The sequence below is a fragment of the Micromonospora tulbaghiae genome, assembly GCF_900091605.1.
GTDB classification, from domain to species: domain Bacteria; phylum Actinomycetota; class Actinomycetes; order Mycobacteriales; family Micromonosporaceae; genus Micromonospora; species Micromonospora tulbaghiae.
In genome coordinates, this window is sequence record NZ_FMCQ01000001.1 from 648,814 (window position 1) to 666,543 (window position 17,730).

14 protein-coding genes and 1 tRNA gene are annotated in these 17,730 nt (G+C 72.5%); 9 read left to right on the plus strand and 6 right to left on the minus strand.

Features of this window, described 5'->3' with window-relative positions:
- The first annotated feature begins 232 nt into the window (after positions 1-232).
- Complete coding sequence (gene topA, locus GA0070562_RS03115) at positions 233-3,043, plus strand: type I DNA topoisomerase (protein ID WP_091414625.1); 2,811 nt, start codon at positions 233-235, stop codon at positions 3,041-3,043.
- A gap of 46 nt (positions 3,044-3,089) precedes the next feature.
- Here the strand turns inward: topA and GA0070562_RS03120 are convergent, their stop codons facing one another.
- Entirely contained in the window at positions 3,090-3,986 is an 897-nt protein-coding gene (locus GA0070562_RS03120) for a DUF559 domain-containing protein (RefSeq protein WP_225853214.1), read from the minus strand.
- 135 nt (positions 3,987-4,121) lie between these two features.
- Entirely contained in the window at positions 4,122-5,438 is a 1,317-nt protein-coding gene (locus tag GA0070562_RS03125) for a D-arabinono-1,4-lactone oxidase (protein ID WP_175438600.1), read from the minus strand.
- Between the two features lie 219 nt (positions 5,439-5,657).
- Between GA0070562_RS03125 and GA0070562_RS03130 the strand changes: the two genes are divergently transcribed.
- Positions 5,658-6,233 (plus strand): TetR/AcrR family transcriptional regulator, encoded by a 576-nt coding sequence (locus GA0070562_RS03130; protein ID WP_030274442.1) that lies wholly within the window; start codon positions 5,658-5,660, stop codon positions 6,231-6,233.
- Between the two features lie 65 nt (positions 6,234-6,298).
- Here the strand turns inward: GA0070562_RS03130 and GA0070562_RS03135 are convergent, their stop codons facing one another.
- A complete protein-coding gene (locus tag GA0070562_RS03135; RefSeq protein WP_091414627.1) occupies positions 6,299-7,507 on the minus strand; it encodes an amino acid deaminase/aldolase in 1,209 nt (402 codons plus the stop codon).
- A 148-nt stretch (positions 7,508-7,655) separates the two neighbouring features.
- Between GA0070562_RS03135 and tmk the strand changes: the two genes are divergently transcribed.
- The 6 genes from tmk (at position 7,656) to GA0070562_RS03165 (ending at position 13,679) form a co-directional block, all read left to right on the plus strand.
- Positions 7,656-9,881, plus strand: a complete 2,226-nt coding sequence (gene tmk, locus GA0070562_RS03140) for a dTMP kinase (RefSeq protein ID WP_225853213.1) — start codon at positions 7,656-7,658, stop codon at positions 9,879-9,881.
- Entirely contained in the window at positions 9,878-11,140 is a 1,263-nt protein-coding gene (locus GA0070562_RS03145; RefSeq protein ID WP_091414629.1) for a DNA polymerase III subunit delta', read from the plus strand. Before tmk ends, GA0070562_RS03145 begins: the two co-directional genes overlap by 4 nt.
- 132 nt (positions 11,141-11,272) lie before the next feature.
- Positions 11,273-11,602 (plus strand): YbaB/EbfC family nucleoid-associated protein, encoded by a 330-nt coding sequence (locus GA0070562_RS03150; RefSeq protein ID WP_013473591.1) that lies wholly within the window; start codon positions 11,273-11,275, stop codon positions 11,600-11,602.
- Position 11,603: 1 nt separating this feature from the next.
- The gene (locus GA0070562_RS03155; protein WP_018788783.1) at positions 11,604-11,909 is read left to right on the plus strand and encodes a hypothetical protein; all 306 of its coding nucleotides are present in this window, start codon (positions 11,604-11,606) and stop codon (positions 11,907-11,909) included.
- Positions 11,909-12,577: a hypothetical protein gene (locus GA0070562_RS03160; protein WP_091414631.1), complete on the plus strand. Its 669-nt coding sequence runs from the start codon at positions 11,909-11,911 to the stop codon at positions 12,575-12,577. The genes GA0070562_RS03155 and GA0070562_RS03160 overlap by 1 nt, the downstream gene beginning before the upstream one ends.
- Before the next feature lie 259 nt (positions 12,578-12,836).
- Positions 12,837-13,679 (plus strand): PSP1 domain-containing protein, encoded by an 843-nt coding sequence (locus tag GA0070562_RS03165; protein WP_091414633.1) that lies wholly within the window; start codon positions 12,837-12,839, stop codon positions 13,677-13,679.
- Positions 13,680-13,803: 124 nt separating this feature from the next.
- Here GA0070562_RS03165 and GA0070562_RS03170 read toward each other — a convergent pair whose 3' ends face one another.
- Positions 13,804-15,534 (minus strand): metallophosphoesterase family protein, encoded by a 1,731-nt coding sequence (locus tag GA0070562_RS03170; protein WP_091414635.1) that lies wholly within the window; start codon positions 15,532-15,534, stop codon positions 13,804-13,806.
- A 133-nt stretch (positions 15,535-15,667) separates the two neighbouring features.
- Here GA0070562_RS03170 and GA0070562_RS03175 point away from each other — a divergent pair.
- Positions 15,668-15,741 (plus strand) — tRNA-Thr (locus GA0070562_RS03175).
- A gap of 147 nt (positions 15,742-15,888) precedes the next feature.
- Here the strand turns inward: GA0070562_RS03175 and GA0070562_RS03180 are convergent.
- Together GA0070562_RS03180 and GA0070562_RS03185 are read right to left on the minus strand one after the other, a co-directional pair.
- Positions 15,889-16,620 carry an LPXTG cell wall anchor domain-containing protein gene (locus GA0070562_RS03180; RefSeq protein ID WP_091414639.1) on the minus strand — a complete coding sequence of 244 codons (732 nt, stop codon included), beginning with the start codon at positions 16,618-16,620 and terminating at the stop codon, positions 15,889-15,891.
- A 135-nt stretch (positions 16,621-16,755) separates the two neighbouring features.
- Positions 16,756-17,583 carry a TrmH family RNA methyltransferase gene (locus tag GA0070562_RS03185; RefSeq protein WP_091414641.1) on the minus strand — a complete coding sequence of 276 codons (828 nt, stop codon included), beginning with the start codon at positions 17,581-17,583 and terminating at the stop codon, positions 16,756-16,758.
- Between the last annotated feature and the right edge of the window lie 147 nt (positions 17,584-17,730).

The window sequence follows — 17,730 nt, forward strand, 5'->3', positions numbered from 1 at the left end:
CCGCCGGCGGTACGCGATCGTCACAGTGACCGGCCTGCTGCCCTACCCACGGTGTACCGTGACGCCGTCCGGCAGGGTGCGGCCGGCGGTCGCCGGGAGGGCGGCCCGTTTGCCGCCCACGAAACCCGGAACGCGGACGGCGCGTTACGTTGGACATCCGGACCGCCTCTGGTCCGGGTGGCGCAACACGGCCCGAAGCGGGCATGGCGTAGGAGTGAGGTCGGGGAGAGACGTGCCGAGCAACGCTGGAACCACCCGTCTGGTCATCGTCGAGTCACCGGCGAAGGCCAAGACGATCTCGGGCTACCTCGGCCCGGGGTACGTCGTGGAGGCCAGCTTCGGCCACGTCCGGGACCTGCCCCGCAACGCCGCCGACGTCCCGGCGAAGTACAAGGGTGAGCCGTGGGCGCGCCTCGGCGTCGACGTCGACAACGGCTTCCAGGCGCTCTACGTGGTCTCGCCCGACCGTAAGCAGCAGATCAGCAAGCTGGTGAAGCTGGCCAAGGAGGTCGACGAGATCTTCCTGGCGACGGACGAGGACCGCGAGGGCGAGGCCATCGCCTGGCACCTGGTGGAGACGCTCAAGCCCAAGGTGCCGGTCAAGCGGATGGTCTTCCACGAGATCACCAAGCCGGCCATCCAGGCCGCCGTGGCGAACCCCCGGGAGATCGACCGCGACCTGGTCGACGCCCAGGAGGCGCGGCGCATCCTCGACCGCCTCTACGGGTACGAGGTCTCGCCGGTGCTGTGGAAGAAGGTCATGCCGAAGCTGTCGGCGGGCCGGGTGCAGTCCGTGGCGACGCGGATCGTGGTCGAGCGGGAGCGCCAGCGGATGGCGTTCCGCACCGCCGAGTACTGGGACATCCTGGCCACGCTCGCGGTGGCGAAGCCGGGCGAGGGCCCGCGTACGTTCAACGCCACGCTCGTCGCGCTGGGCGGCGACCGGATCGCCACCGGCAAGGACTTCGAGCCGACCACCGGCAAGGTCCGGCCCGGCGCGGGCGTGGTGCACCTGGACGAGGGTGGGGCCCGGGGACTCGCGGCCCGCCTGGCCGACCGGCCGTTCACCGTCACGCGGGTCGAGGAGAAGCCCTACCGCCGCCGCCCGTACGCGCCGTTCATCACCTCCACGCTCCAGCAGGAGGCGGCCCGCAAGATGCGGTTCTCGTCGCAGCAGACGATGCGCACCGCGCAGCGCCTGTACGAGAACGGCTACATCACCTACATGCGTACAGACTCGGTCAACCTGTCCGAGACGGCCATCACGGCGGCCCGCCGGCAGATCGTCGAGCTGTACGGCGAGCGCAGCGTGCCGCCGGAGCCGCGCCGCTACACCGGCAAGGTGAAGAACGCGCAGGAGGCGCACGAGGCGATCCGCCCCGCGGGCGACAACTTCCGCACCCCGGGCGAGGTGGCCAAGGAGCTGTCCGCCGAGGAGTTCAAGCTCTACGAGCTGATCTGGCGGCGCACCATCGCCTCGCAGATGACCGACGCGGTCGGCTCCAGCGTGTCGGTGCGCATCCGCGCCGTCTCCTCCGCCCAGGAGGAGGCCGACTTCGGCGCGACCGGCAAGACCATCACCGACCCGGGCTTCCTGCGCGCGTACGTCGAGTCCAGCGACGACGAGAACGCCGAGGCCGAGGACGCCGAGCGGCGGCTGCCCACGCTGGTCAAGGACCAGCCGCTGACCGCCGACGAGCTGGCCGCGCAGGGCCACCACACCCAGCCGCCCTCCCGCTACACCGAGGCGTCGCTGGTCAAGGCGCTCGAAGAGCTGGGCATCGGCCGGCCCTCCACGTACGCGTCGATCATGCAGACGATCCAGGATCGCGGGTACGTGGTGAAGCGCGGCCAGGCGATGATCCCGTCGTTCCTGGCGTTCGCGGTGATCGGGCTGATGGAGCGGCACTACCCGCGCCTGATCGACTACGACTTCACCGCCAGCATGGAGAACGAGCTGGACGAGATCGCCGGTGGTGACCACGCCGCCGTCGACTTCCTGACTTCCTTCTACTTCGGCAGCACCAACGGCACCGGCGACCAGGCCATCGCGCACGCCGGCGGCCTGAAGAAGCTGGTCACCGAGAACCTCAGCGAGATCGACGCGCGCAGCGTCAACTCGATCCCGCTGTTCACCGACGACGAGGGCCGCGAGGTCGTCGTCCGGGTCGGCCGGTACGGGCCGTACCTCCAGCGGGCGCTGCCCGGCGAGCAGCAGGTGCCGACGCTGGCGGCCTCGGGTGAGGGCGAGGAGAGCGGCTCGCAGGGTGACCGGGCACCGATCCCGGAGGGCCTGGCGCCGGACGAGCTGACGCCGGAGAAGGTGCACGAGCTGTTCCTGGGCGGCGGCGGTGAGCGCAAGCTCGGCGACGACCCGTCGACCGGCGAGCCGATCCTGCTCAAGTCCGGCCGGTTCGGCCCGTACGTGGCAAGCGGTGAGCGCAAGTCGTCGCTGCTGCGCTCGCAGACGCCGGACAGCCTCACCCTGGAGCAGGCGTTGCAGCTGCTGCGCCTGCCCCGGCTGATCGGCGTGGCCCCGGACGGCGCCGAGGTCGTCGCCAACAACGGCCGCTACGGCCCGTACGTCAAGCGCGGTGACGATTTCCGTTCGCTGGACTCGGAAGACAAGATGTTCACCGTCACGCTGGACGAGGCGCTTGCGTTGCTGGCCGCCCCGAAGACGCGCCAGCGCCGGGCCGCCGCGCCGCCGCTGCGGGAGATGGGCAACGACCCGCTCACCGAGAAGCCGCTGGTGATCAAGGACGGGCGCTTCGGGCCGTACGTGACCGACGGCGAGTTCAACGCGTCGCTGCGGCGCGGGCAGACGCCGGAGGAGCTGACGCTGGAGCAGGCGTCGGAGATGCTGGCCGAGAAGCGCGCGAAGGGTCCGGCCCCGAAGAAGAAGGCCGCGAAGAAGGCCGCCCCGGCCAAGAAGGCAACGGCCGCGAAGAAGACCACGGCGGCGAAGAAGACCACGGCCGCGAAGAAGGCCCCCGCGAAGAAGGCGGCCCCCAAGAAGGCGACCTCAACCCCGAAGGAGTGATCTTGGTACGGAAACGCCCGTGGAGGGGCGGATCCGTACCAAGATCTCAGCCGGGCCAGCCTGCGTATCGCAGGGCGGCACGCAACTGGGTGATCACGCGGGTGGGGTCGTTGCGGACGGCCCAGGCGGGGAAGCGCAGGACCCGGTCACCGGTGGTCCAGACGTCGTTCTGCCGCTGCATGTCCGCCCAGGCGGTCTTCGGGTCGAAGTGCTGCCCACCGTCGATCTCGACGTGCACCCGCCATCGCTCGAACCAGACGTCCAGGTAGCGCCGCCGCCCGGTGGCGTCACGCCGGACGACCTGGAGGGACGGTTCGGGTAGCCCGGCCCGCCGGACGAGATCGAGGAAGTCGATTTCGGCGAGGGAGTGGGCGCCGCCGGCCGCGTCCGTGGCGGTCGCCAGGATCAGCCGGCGCCGACGTGCGCGAGGGAGCCGCTCCAGCACCCGGTGCAGGTCGTCGCCCCAGACCAGGCGTTGCTGGAAGCCTGCCGCGATGACAGCCCGTGCCTCCTCGTCGGTCGCCGCCCACTGCGCCGCGTCGACGAGTGAGCGGGCCGGCATGGTCCGGCGAGGTCGGCCGACCGCGAGCACGTCCTCCGACGGCAGCACTGTGGTGCGGTGGATCCGTACGCCGGGTGGTAGCGCCCGGGTCTGGTGCCGAGCCGGCAGCAGCAGATGGATCAGCCGGCTCTCGTAGCGTCTGAGTCCCCAGCACCGGGCCGCGGTGAGCCCGCCCAACGTCGCGGCCGGTCCAGCTGCCAGCACCGCGACCCAGCGTCGCTCCTCCGGGCCGACGGGACCGTCATGCGTGACGTAGACCCTGGGGTGCACCTGCCGCCAGCGCCCGCTGGCGACGCGGTGGCGGATCGCCTTCTCGGACAGGAACCGCCGAGCCTGCGCCGCACCCAGCACGCGCGCCTGACGGAAGAGCAACCAGCTCAATTCCCCTGCGTCGTCCCCCGGCATCTCCACACCGGAAACCCCACCCGAAAAGCACCCGTCACGCTGCCCCTGTGGACAACCGTCGAGATCTTGGTACGGAAACGCCCCTCGAAGGGCGTCCTCGTACCAAGATCCTTAGATGCCCAGGACCTGACTCAGGTAGGGATTTTGGAAGATGCGGGACGGGTCCAGACGGGTGCGGACGGACTGGAAGTCCGCGAATCTGGGGTAGGCGGTAGCCAGCGACTCCGCGTCGCGCCAGTGCAGCTTGCCCCAGTGCGGCCGGCCGCCCAACTCGGTCGCCACCTGCTCGAACGCGCGGAAGTACGGCTCGTACGGCATGCCCACGTACTGGTGCACGGCGATGTACGCGGAGTCCCGCCCGTACGAGTGGGACAGCCAGATGTCGTCGGCGGCGGTGAACCGCACCTCGACCGGGAACAGCACCTTGAACGGCAGGCGGTCCACGATCCGGCGCAACTCGGCCAGCGCGGTGGGCAGCGCCTCGCGCGGCAGGCCGTACTCCATCTCCACGAAGCGGACCCGGCGCGGCGTGCAGAACACGCGGTCGGAGCGGCCGGTGTAGGTGCGTTCGGTGAGCGCGCGGGCGGAGACGGCGCTGATCCGGGGTGCGAGGGCGGGTACGGCCCGGCCGAGGCGGCAGGCGCCGGCGAAGACGGTGTTGGAGAGGAACTCGTCGTCCAGCCAGCCGCGCCAGCCGGGCAGTGGCTGGTCGTCGGCGGGTACCCGGTCGTTGGTCTTGACCTGAACCCGGTCGGTGTACGGGAACCAGTAGAACTCGGCGTGGTCGTGCGCCTCGTACAGGCCGGGCAGGTCGTCGAGCACCTCGGCGAGCGGGGCCGGGCGTTCGTGCGCCCGCAGCACGAAGGCGTCCACGCAGCGCAGCGTGACCTCGACCAGCACGCCCACCGCGCCGAGCCCGACCCGGGCGGCGTCGAAGACGTCGCGGTTCTCCTCGGCCGAGCAGCGCAGCACCTCGCCGGTGCCGGTGACCAGCGTCAGCCCGGCCACGAAGGTGGACAGGCAGCCCAGCTTCGCCCCGGTGCCGTGGGTGCCGGTGGAGAGTGCCCCGGCGATGGTCTGGGCGTCGATGTCGCCGAGGTTCGGCATCGCGAGGCCGTGCCCGGCGAGCAGATCGTTGAGCGTGTGCAACGTCATCCCGGCCGGTACGGTGACCAAGCGGCGCGCCACATCGACCGTGACGTCCGTCTCCAGCGCGGCGAGGTCGATCCGGTGCCCGTCGGCGACGGCGGTGGCGGTGAACGAGTGGCCGCTGCCGGTGGCCCGGACGGTCCGGCCCGCCGCGGCGGCCTGGCGGACCGCCTCGACGACGTCGGAGACGCTACGCGGGCGCACGGTGAGGAGCGCGGTGCTGTGCTGGTTGCCGGCCCAGTTGGACCAGGTGGCGGTGGTACCGGTCATCGCGGCCACTCCTCGACATGAATATGAACTGAATTCATATCAGGAACGTTGTGCCTGGTAAATACCGCAATCGAGCCCGGCTCGTTGTACCGGTAGTCACAGACTCGTGACGTGCAGATATGTTCATCCGTCGAAGGGGGGTGGCGCCGAGTGTCCACACCAGCCGCCACGACCGGGCCGCTGCGTCGAGTACCGGTGCAGGGCCGAAGTGTCGCGCGGGTCCAGCGGATGCTGGACGCCTGCGCCGAGCTCGTCGACGAGGTGGGGTACGAAGGGCTGACCACGACCCTGCTCGCCGAGCGCGCCGAGGTGGCGATCGGGTCGGTCTACCAGTTCTTTCCGGACAAGCGGGCGATCGTGCAGGCGCTGACCCTGCGCACCATGGAGTCCTACCTCCAGCGGCTCGACGAGCGGTTCTCCTCGGACGACCTGACCCACTGGTGGGACGGGGTCGACGCGGCGATCGACGAGTACATCTCGATGCACCGCACCGTTCCGGGCTTCCGTACCCTGCACTTCGGCGACGTGGTCGACCTGCACCTGCTGGACGACCAGCGAGACAACAACGGGGTCATCGCGGAGCAGCTCGCCCGCGTACTCACCGAGCGTTTCGGCCTGGCCGGGGTGCCCGACCTGCGGTTCCACCTGGAGGTCGCGGTGGAGGCCGCCGACGCCCTGATCAAGCTGGCCTTCCGCCGCCGCACCGACGGCGACGAGCGGGTGCTGGTCGAGGCCAAGGCGCTCATCCGGGAGTACCTGCACCGGCAGGTGAACGCCCCCACGGAGGCCGTCCACCAGGGCTGAGCGGCACGTTGAACGGCGGGTTCTGAGAGTGCGTCGGGGCCCGCCGTCGTCATGCCGCGGGCAGATCAGAGGAAGGCGTGCCCCTCGCCCCGGTAGGTCGGCACTGTGGCGACCACCGCGTCCCCCTCGACCAGGTGCACCTCGTTGACGTGCTCGCACAGCTCGCCCGCCTTGGCGTGGCGGAACCACACCCGGTCGCCGACGCGCAGGGTGTCCGCGGCTTTTCCGGCCAGTGGGGTCTGCACCTCGCCGGCGCCCTCCGCGCCGAGCAGCTTCAGCCCTTCCGGCAGCCACGGCCGGGGCAGCCGGCTGGTCGCCGCCTGGCCGGAGGCGATCCAGCCGCCGCCGAGCACCGTCGCCAGCCCGGGCGCCGGGCGCCGGACCACCGCGCAGGCGAAGAACGCCGCCGGGGTGGGCTGCCAGGCACGGTACGCGTCGAACAGCGTCGGCCCGTACAGGCCGGAGCCCGCGGTGACCTCGGTGACCGCGGGGTCCGCGCTGGTGGCGGCCACGCTGCCGGTGCCGCCGCCGTTGACGAACTCCAGGTCGGCGTGCTCCCGGACCGCGGTGACCGCGGCGAAGCGGCGGGCCAGCAGTTCCCGGTACGACCCGCGCTGCGCGACCCGGATCGCCGAGCCGAGCACCGCCTGTCCGGGCGGCGCGTCGCCCAGGCCGGCGATCTGTGCCTCGTACGACATCAGGCCGACCAGCCGGAAGCCCGGCCGGCCGGCGACGGCGGCGGCGAGCGCGCCGGCCGCCGTGGCGCTGTGCACCGGGGAGCGGCGCACGCCGACGTGCACCCGGCCCCCCAGCGGGCGCCAGGAGGCGTCCAGGTCGAGGCAGATCCGCAGCGCGGGGCGGCGCGCGGGCGGGCGCACCGCGTCGATCAGGTCGAGCTGCCCGGTGTCGTCGATCATCAGCGTCACCGCGTCGGCGAGCACCGGGTCGGCGGCCAGTTCGGCGAGGCCGCCCCGGTGGGCCGTCGGGTACGCCACGAGCACGTCGTCGCTGACCCCGGAGCGGACCAGCCACAGCGCCTCGGGCAGCGTGAAGGCCATCACGCCGTGCCAGCCGGGACGCTTGAGCGCCCGGGTCAGCAGCTCGCGGACGCGTACCGACTTGCTCGCCACGCGCAGCGGCTTGCCGCCGGACCGGCCGGCGAGCGCCTCGGCGTTGGTGTCGAACGCGGTGAGGTCGACGACGGCGTACGGCGGGTCGAGGTGAGCGGTCGCCCGGTCGAGACGATCGCGAAGTTTGTCACGGTCGATGGCCACGTCTGCACGCTAACTGTCTGGACGGCAATGCGAAATACCCTCGCGTCTGTCCGGGCTGCGGGCGGTGGTCCCGGCGGCCTAGGCTCGGCGAGCAGGTGAATGTCGCGGGGGACGACCCTTCCTGCGCGACTAGAGTGTTCCACCGGGGATGCCCAGACCTGGGCCGGCACGTGGAGGTACGGCCATCGAAAGCCAGAACAACGGCGAGTCGCCCGGCGTGTCGTCGTCCGGGACAGCCGCCGACCACTCCGGTGCCGCCGCCATCCGGTCGGTGCTGCGCATCCGGCCGTTCCGCAGGCTGTGGATCGTGCTCAGCGCCGCCTCCTTCGGCGACTGGCTCGGCCTGCTCGCCACCGCGCTGTTCGCCGCCTCCCAGGTCTCCGGCAGCACCGCCCAGGGCGCCGCGTTCGGCGGTGTGACAGCGATCCGGCTGCTCCCGGCGCTGGTGCTCGGCCCGGTCGCGGGCGTGCTCGCCGACCGGTTCGACCGCCGGTGGACGATGGTCATCTGCGACCTGCTGCGCTTCGTGCTGTTCGCCTCGATCCCGCTGTACGCGCTCACCGGCGCCGCGGGCGGGCTGGTGGTCGGCTGGGCGCTGATCGCCACGTTCCTGATCGAGTCGATCACCCTGCTGTGGATCCCGGCCAAGGAGGCCGCGGTCCCCAACCTCATCCCGCGTACCCGGCTCGAGGCGGCGAACCAGCTCACGCTGATCACCACGTACGGCCTGACGCCGGTCGCGGCGGCCATCGCCCTGGCCGTGCTGGACCGCGGCGTCCGCGGCGCGGTCGGCGGCGACCTGCCCGACTGGGCCGAGCCGGCCCAGCTCGCGCTCTGGTTCAACGCCTTCTCCCGGCTGGCCACCGCGCTCGTGGTGGCGTTCGGCATCAAGGAGATCAGCGAGGCCCAGCGCGGCGAGGCGGAGCGCACCGAGCAGAGCATGTTCCGGCAGTTCTCCGAGGGCTGGAAATACATCGGCCAGACCCCGCTGGTGCGTGGCCTGGTGCTGGGCATCTTCGGCGCGTTCGCCGGCGGCGGCATCGTGGTCGGCACGGCCAAGTTCTTCGCCAACTCGCTCGGCGCCGGTGACGCCGCGTTCTCGCTGCTCTTCGGTGCGATCTTCGTCGGCCTGGCGCTTGGCATCGGCCTCGGGCCGATGATCGTGCGGGACATGTCCCGCCGCCGCTGGTTCGGCATGAGCATCGTGCTCGCCAGCGCCTCGGTGCTGGTGCTCGCGTTCGCCATCCACCTGTCCATGGCCATCCTCGGCGCGATCCTGGTCGGCGCGGGCGCCGGCATGGCGTTCCTGGCCGGCACCACGCTGCTCGGCGGCGAGGTGGCCGACGAGGTACGCGGCCGGGTCTTCGCGGTGGTGCAGATCGGCACCCGGCTGGTGCTGATCCTGGCCATCGCGCTCAGCAGCCTCCTGGTCGGCGTCGGCGGCTCCCGCCAGCTCACCATCGCCGACCTGGGCATCTCCATCTCCTCCACCCGGCTGCTGCTGCTCGCCGCCGGCGCGGCCGGCATCATCGCCGGGATCAGCGCGTTCGGCCAGATGGACGACAAGAAGGGCGTACCGGTCCTCGCGGACCTCTGGGGCTCGATCCGGGGCCGCCCGCTGATGCCGGCCGAGCCGTTCGTCTCCAGCGGCCTGTTCGTGGTCTTCGAGGGCGGCGAGGGCGCCGGCAAGTCCACCCAGCTCGCCGCGCTCGCCGAGCGGCTGCGCGCGCAGGGCCGCGACGTGGTCGTCACCCGAGAGCCGGGCGCCACGCCGGTCGGCGAGCGGATCCGCTCCCTGGTGCTCGGCACCGCCCCCGACGAGGCGCCGTCGCCGCGCGCCGAGGCGCTGCTCTACGCCGCCGACCGGGCGCACCACGTGGCCACTGTCGTCCGCCCGGCGCTGGTGCGCGGCGCGGTGGTGATCAGCGACCGGTACGTCGACTCGTCGCTCGCCTACCAGGGCGCCGGCCGGACGCTGCCGGTGGACGAGGTCTCCTGGCTCTCCTCCTGGGCCACCGGCGGTCTCAAGCCCGACCTGGTGGTGCTGCTCGACGTCGAGCCGCGTACCGGCCTGAGCCGGGTCGAGGACCGCAACGAGGGCACCGACCGGCTGGAGGCCGAGTCGCTGACGTTCCACGAGCGGGTCCGGTACGCCTTCCTCGACCTCGCCGCCGGCGACCCGAAGCGATACCTGGTGCTCGACGCGTCCCGCCCGATCGCGGAGACCGCCGACGCGGTCGCCCGTCGAGTGGGCGAGCTGCTGGCCGATCCGGCCGGCATCGTGCACCCCCGCCCGGCGCAGGGCCCGGACACCTCGGTCCAGCCCGAGTTATCCGACGCGGAGCTGGTGACGATGGAGCAACCTCGACGATGACCGACGTCTTCGGCGATCTGGTCGGGCAGGACGAGGCGGTGGCCATGCTGCGGCGGGCCGCCGCCTCGGCCGCCGCGCAGCTGCGCGCGCCGGTCACCGCAGGTGGGCACGACGACCTCGACGCGCTCGCCGAGGAGTACGACGGCGACCCGGGTCCGGCGCCGGCCGATCCGGGCGCCGGCATGACCCACGCCTGGATCTTCACCGGCCCGCCCGGATCGGGCCGCTCGGTGGCCGCCCGCGCGTTCGCCGCCGCCCTCGAATGCGTGCACGGCACCGGGTGCGGCAGCTGCCCCGGCTGCCACACCACGCTCACCGGCACCCACGCGGACGTGCGCCTCGTGGTGCCCGAGGGCCTGTCCATCGGCGTCAACGAGATGCGCGCGCTGGTGCTGCGGGCGGCCAGCGCGCCCTCCGGCGGCCGGTGGCAGATCGTGATCATCGAGGACGCCGACCGGCTCACCGAGGCCGCCGGCAACGCGCTGCTCAAGGCGATCGAGGAGCCGCCGCCGCGTACCGTCTTCCTGCTCTGCGCCCCCTCCACCCACCCGGACGACATCTCCGTGACCATCCGGTCGCGCTGCCGGGTCGTACCGCTGCGGCAGCCGCCGCCGGCCGCGGTGGCCGAGGTGCTGGTCCGCCGCGACGGCATCGCCCCGGACGTGGCCGAGTGGGCCGCCGCGGCGGCGCAGGGACACGTGGGCCGGGCCCGGCGGCTGGCCCGCGATCCGGAGGCCCGGCAGCGGCGTGACGCGGTGCTCGCCGTACCGCGCCGGCTGACCGGCGTGGGCGCGGCGTTCGACGCGGCCTCGGCGCTGATCGAGGCCGCCGAGGCGGAGGCCGCCGCCTCCGTCGTGGAGATCGACGAGGCGGAGCGTACGGCGTTGCAGACGGCGCTCGGCGCGGGCGGCACCGGCCGGGGCGCGGCCGGCGCCATGCGCGGCGCGGCGGGACAGCTCAAGGACCTGGAGAAGCGGCAGAAGTCGCGGGCCACCCGCGCCCAGCGGGACGCGCTCGACCGGGCGCTCGTCGACCTGGCCGGGTTCTACCGGGACGCGATCGTCATGGCGCTGCGGGCGCCTGTCGCCCCGGTGCACACCGACACCGCGTCGCTCGCCTCGGCGGGCGCGCAGAAGTGGGACGCCGAGGGCTCGCTGCGCCGCCTGGAGGCGGTGCTGGAATGCCGCGCGGCGATCGAGGCGAACGTCAAGCCGCGCATTGCGGTGGAGGCGATGATGCTGGCCCTCTGGCGCGGCTGAGCCCGGCCCTTCCGCACTGTCCACAGGGCATCGACACGCGCGATTGACGTGCGGTACGGTCCGGTGATGCCGCGGTGACCGAGGCGGCACGCTCAGTGAGGGTCGGGCCGACCGGCCGGGAGGAGTCCGCCGATGCCGCGGGGCGAGATCGACGAGGCCTGGATCGAGGAGGCGGTGCGGCGCTACCGCCGGATCGAGAACCTGCAGGCCGAGTTCGACCAGGCGGTCGCGACGGTCGAGGTCACCGTCCGCTCACCCGACGGGCTCGTCGAGGTGGTGGTGACCGCCGGCGGGCGGATCACCGACGTGCGTTTCCTCGGCCCGCTGCACCACCGCAGCCCGCGCGACGTGGCCGGTTCGGTGCAGGCCGCGGTCACCGCTGCCGCCGACGCGGCGCAGTGGGCGCGGGAGAAGCTGCACAACGAGACGTTCGCGGCCTACCGGCCGCTGGCGGGGGCCTGACATGGAGACGTTGCGTGCCCTGGCCGCCCGTCTCGACGAGGCGGGCGCGACCCTCGCCACCCTCTCCCGCACGGTGACCGCCACCGACCCGCCGCATCCCGCGTTCGGCGCGCACGCCACCGGCCGTCCCGGCGAGGTGGGCCGTGCGCTGCACCGCCAGTGGACCCTTGCGACCGCCGACCGGGCACGCGAGGCGCAGGCCGCCGCCGTCCGGCTGGCCGCCGCCGCGGCGGCGCTGCGCAGCGCCGCCGACCGCTACGCCGCCGCCGACGACGCGGTCGCCCGGCGGCTGGCCCGGGAGGCCTGATGGACGCGCTCGACCGCCTCGCCGAGCCGGGCCTCGACCTGCTCGCCCGCGTCGACACGGTGCTGGTCGCCGGTGCGCCCGAGGGGCACCGGCTCTGGCCGCTGCTGCGCCGCATGCAGGTGCTTCCCGGCGCGGCCGTACGCGAGTTCCTCGATCTGCACCCCGCGCCGCTGACCGGCGCCGGCCACGCGGTGCGCCGGCTCGTCCGGGGGTACGACGACACCTGCGCCCTGCTGGCCGACCAGGTCGCCTGGTCCGGCGCCGCCGCGTCGGCGTACGACGAGGCACGTGCCGCTCTGCTGCGGCACCTGGACGAGGGGCCGGAGAGCCTGGTCGGGCTGCTGGAGTCGACGGCGGGCTACGCCGACGCGCTGGCCGGCTGGGTGGAGGGCAGCCGGGTCGCGCTGGCCCGGGCACTGGCCGAGGTGCTGGGTTCGGCCGAGGCGGTCGCGGTGCACGCGGCGACCCGGCCCGGTGCCGATGCCGGACGGGCCGGGGCGTCGGCCGCGGCCGAGATCGCCACGAGGATACTGGGCGTGCTCGGGGTGGCCTACGACGGCGCCGAGACGCTGCTGCGCCAGTGGGGGCCGAGCCTGGCCGAGACGCCGTGGCGGGATCGCGCCACCACCGCCCCGCGCTACGGCGGCACCACCCGGATCGGCTACTGACGGTCCACGGCGCCGCGCGCCGGACCGGCCGTGGCCGGGGGCCGGCGGCGGCGCCGTGGCCTTCCCCTGCACCCCCCGCAGGTATGCCTTCACTCAACGCGCCCGGACGGTGTTTGTCAGGGGCCCGCCGGAGATTCATCCGTCCGGGCGAGGCGATGGGGCCGGTTCGGCCGGGTCGACGACGATGATCGCTGCGGTGGGTGACCGGGCGGCGACAGGTGCCCCGTGCGGCGGGCGTCGATCCGCGTAGTGTGGGCGCATGGGCATGCTCTGCGCGGTCAGCTTCAACCGGTACGGGCGCCTCTACTACCTCGACCCGGGCGAGTGGCGCCCGCAGGTGGGTGACCGGGTGCTGGTGCCCACCGACGAGGGGCCCGAGGTGGCCGAGTGCGTGTGGGCCGCGCAGTGGGTCAGCGAGGACACCGACGGCTTCCCGAAACTCGCGGGGATCGCCGGTGACGACGACCTGCGCCGAGACGAGATGCTGCGCCGGCGCAAGGCCGAGGCGAAGGTGGCCGCCAAGCGGCTCATCCGCGAGCACGGCCTGCCGATGAAGGTGGTCTCCGTCGACCACGTCCTGGCCACGCCGGAGAACGGCAGCGACCGCACCACCATCTACTTCACCGCTCCGCACCGCGTCGACTTCCGCTCGCTGGTCCGCGACCTGGGTGCCACGCTGCACTGCCGGGTCGAGCTGCGGCAGCTCTCCGCCCGGGACTCCGCCCGGGTGCAGGGCGGCATCGGCTCCTGCGGTCGTGACCTGTGCTGCGCCACGTTCCTGACCGACTTCGAGCCGGTGACCATCCGGATGGCGAAGGACCAGGACCTGCCGCTCAATCCGTTGCGCATATCCGGGGCGTGCGGGCGGCTGATGTGCTGCCTCAAGTACGAACATCCTCTGTATCAGAAGTTCCAGGAGACGGCCCCGGCGGTCGGCAGCCGGGTGTCCACGCCGCAGGGCGAGGGCAAGGTGGTCGGCCACAGTGTCCCGCGCGACGCGGTCACGGTCCGCCTGGACGCCGACGGCTCGCGTTCCATGTGCTCCCGTGCCTCGGTGTGCGGCCCGAGGCAGGCCCACGACCAGCACTACCCCCAGCCCTGACCCGCTGCCCCTCTCCCTCCGCCCCCGCCTCGGCCCCCTCCCTTTCCGTCGATCATGAAGTTAGCGGTCGAAATAGTGATCGACTTCGCCGCTAACTTCATGATCAACGGGGTGAGGCCGGGGGTCAGCGGATGACGATCGGGGGTTCGGCCAGGCGGGGGGTCAGGGGGGTCTTCGGGGTCAGCCACGGGGCCGTGGGGGACTGGTCGGGGTTGAGCTGCCAGGCGTGGGACACCTTGTCCACCGCGATCGGGTAGATCGTCAGCGTGCCGTCCGGGTCGATCCGGAACCGCAGGAACGCCTTCGAGTCCTCGATGCCCTGCGCCGCGAACAACTCGTTCAGGTTCACCCCGAACGCGCCCGCCACCAGCAGGTAGAGCGCCACGAGCTGGCTGGCGACCAGCCCGCTCACCGGCCCGTAGAGCACCACGGCGGCGACCGCCGGCAGCGGCCACGGCCAGTCGTAGAACGGCAGCTGCAACCAGACCCACGTGCCCCCGGCGGCGAGCGCCACCTGAGCCAGCCCGTGCGCCACCCCGAGGATCCAGTGCCGGGCGTGCCGTTTCCCGCCCGCCGTCGGCGGCTTGGCGAAGAACACCGCGCCCATCATCGCCAACACCAGCATGATCGCCAGCGGCACGCTGAACAGTCGCTGCTCGGTGGTGCCCACCCGCTGCACCGCCACCCCGGCCATGGCCAGCATCAGCAGCGTGTGCAACGTGCCGAGCAGCGTGGTGAAGCCGGGGTTACGGAACGGCAGCCGGGCGAAGATCCCCCAGCCGTACCGGCGGGAGCGCGCCTTGTCCGGATAGCGCGCCGCCAGGTCGTACTCCTGGGTTGTGCTGGCCCGCCGGGTCAGCGTGTCACGCGGCGGAACCTCCAACATCTCCGGCAGCCGGTGGGTCGGGTAGAGGTAGGCGCCGCCACCGCCGCAGGTGATGAGCTGCCGGTCCGTCCCGGCATAACGGGCATAGTGGTGCAGGTCGCCGGAGACCAGCACCCGCACCTGCGCCCCCGTCGGCGCGACGAGGGTACGGATGAAGTAGTCGATCGAGTCGTACGCGTTGGGGTGGTCGACGGCCTTGACCCACGTCGGCGCCGGCACCGCCAGGATCACCTTGGACTCCGGGGTGAGCTTGCGGGCCACCTCGTCGAAGTAGGTGAGCTGCGGGTCGTCCAGGTACGACCCGGACTGGTCGTCGAGGCCGAGCAGCCACCAGCCGGCCGGCAGCTCGACCGCGAAGTACGAGCGGGACTGGCCGGTGCCCCAGCCGGCGAAGTGCCGGTCCCGGGTGCGCACGAACAGCCGCAGGAACGCGGTCAGCCCGTCGTACCAGTCATGGTTGCCCGGCACCGCGAACAGCGTCGGGCGCTCCGGCGGGGCGACCGGCAGCGCCGCCTGGTACGGGCCCTTGCAGCGATCCTCGTACGCCTCGTAGCCCGCCGCCGGGTAGACCTGGTCGCCGCCCATCACCAGCGTCTGCGCACGGGGGAGCCGGTGCCCGTCCACGGTCAGCTCCGGCTGGGCGAGCAGGTACGCCACCGAGTACGTGGCGTCGAAGCCGTCACCCAGGTCGGCCACGTAGTCGAGCCAGAGCCCACCGTCCGGCCCGACCTGCCGGAACGTGCCGTCGCTGAACGCGTTCTGCAACTCGCGCTTGTCCAGGTACGCCCCGAACAGCATGGCCAGCAACGTACGCAGGCCGGTGCTGATCAGCAGCAGTGGCGCGAGCCAGGGCACCGGCCGGCGCGGGGTGAAACCCAGCTCCCGGGGGTCGATGCTGCGGGGGCGGCGGGTGGCCCGCTCGCCGGGATGCGCCTCGGGAGCCGGTGGTCGCGGCGGTTCGTCGGTCACCCGCCGCAGGGTAGTCCGGACCGGCCGCGAAGTCTCTCCCGTGGCGGGGCGGATGTGGTCCGGTGTCCGGCTTCGGGGGCGGGGGGATCCGGTTCGGCTTCCGGCGGGGCGTGCCGTACACTTGACGATCGTTGCCGCCTTAGCTCAGTCGGCTAGAGCGACGCACTCGTAATGCGTAGGTCGACGGTTCGATTCCGTCAGGCGGCTCGGTGAAGAAGCCCAGGTCAAAGACCTGGGCTTCGCCGTTTCTTGAGCAGTGTCACCAGGTCTTGCGCGCTCGTCGCGACCCGCGTGTTCCCGACCCGTGATCGCGCCCAGCTCGACGAAGCGTCGAGCTGGGCGCGACGAGTCGAGCTATGCCACGAAGCGGGAACGGCGGCGGCGTCCGAGCAGGTAGCCCGCGCCGCCGAGGAGCAGGAGCGCACCGCCGACGCCGGCTACGGTCGCGGTGTTGTCGCCGGTCACGGGCAGCCCACCGCCCTCGCCACCACCGGGAGCGGCCGGGCTGGCGGAGGAAGCAGGCGGCGGTGCGACGGTCGTCGTGGCGCTGGGCGTGGCGCTCGGTACCGACGTCGGCCGGGACGTCGGCGTCGGAGTGGGCGAAGCGGCGCAGTCAAGCGCTCGTGCGGCGTACACGCCGTCGTTCAGGTAAGCCAGGTAGGCATCGACGGACGGGTCGTCGAGCACCTTCTGCGCGGCCTTTCGTACGTTGGTGCCGGCACCCGTCATCGTCTGGCCGATCTTGATTCGCAGAGCCGTCGCCCAGATGTCCTGCACGTCCTCCTTGAGGAACGCGCGAAGGTCTTCCGCGGTGCCGTTCAGCCGTTCCTGAATCGCGCCGGGCAGAACGGGCAACGAGTCGGTGGTCGCCGCGTGCAGGATCTGGGCGGCCAGCAGTCGCACCTGGCCGTCGGCGGCGGTGTCCAGGTCGATGGTGACGAGTTTGCGGATGTCCTTGTAGACCTTGCGCTCGACCGTCTGGCAGGCCTCATTGAGCACGGGCGGCTCGGTTTGAGCCGTCGCCGGCGCCGCCGGGAGCAGAAAGACCAGCGCCACTAAAGCGCCGGCCGGGATTTTCCACTGCATTTGGTTCTTCCTCCCCGTGTATGTCAAAACATGCAGATGCTACCGACGGTGGGCGGAAAAGCAATGTGGTATCGATGCCGGTTTTCGCGGCGACGAATTCGATGAGGCACCGGCCGGCGGAGCGACTCCGCCCGCCTACCGGCGCTCGGCGCGCTGCCGTGCGGCCTCGTACAGGGCCACCGTCCCGGCCGCCGCCGCGTTCAGCGAACTCGCCGCCCCCACGATGGGGATGCGCACCATCCGGTCACTGGCCTCCTGCCAGCCCTTGCTGAGTCCGTGCGTCTCGTTGCCGACCAGCAGGAGAGTGGCGCCGGTCAGGTCGTGCTCGGCGACGTCCACGTCCCCGTGCTCGTCCGTACCGATGATCTGGACCTGTGGAAGCCCGTCCGCGCGCACCGCGGCGACCCAGTCCAGGACGTCGCGGTGGCCGGCGACGCGCACCACGGGTACGGCGAACAGCGACCCGGTTGTGGCCCGGACCGCCTTCGGGTCGTACGGGTCGGCGGCGTGGCCGGTGATGATCACGCCGGAGGCGCCGAAGGCGTCAGCGGAGCGGATCAGCGTGCCGATGTTGCCCGGGGTCTTGGGGCGGTCGAAGACCACCACGAGCATCGCCGGCCCGACCGGGATGCGGGCCAGGTCGTCAGCGGGCTGCGCCACCACGGCCAGCAGCTCGGGTGACTCCTCCTCCTTACCGCTCAGTTCCCGCATCAGCTCCGGCGCGAGGGCGGCCCGCCTGGCGTCGGTGCGGTCGAGCAGGTCGCGGCACCAGCGGGACAGGGGCTGCCGGTCCGGGTACAGGAGGGCGCGGATCTCCCAGCCCTGCTCCAGGGCCACCGTGATCGGGCGGACCCCCTGAACCAGGAACTCCCCGGAACGCTGCCGCTTGGTGCGGTTGGTCAGCAGCGCCTGCCACTGCTGGAAGCTCGCGTTGCGGGTGGTGATCGTCAAGGTCTTCGCCACCCGCCGATTCAACCCCATCGCCTGCCGGCGCCACCCGCCGTATCCACCCCGCCCCCTACGCCGCCGGGCAACGGTCTAGGGTCGGAACGCCTGCTCGTCGCACCGGAGCGCCCGCCCGCCGCGCCGCGGCATCCGCTCGACGAGGCG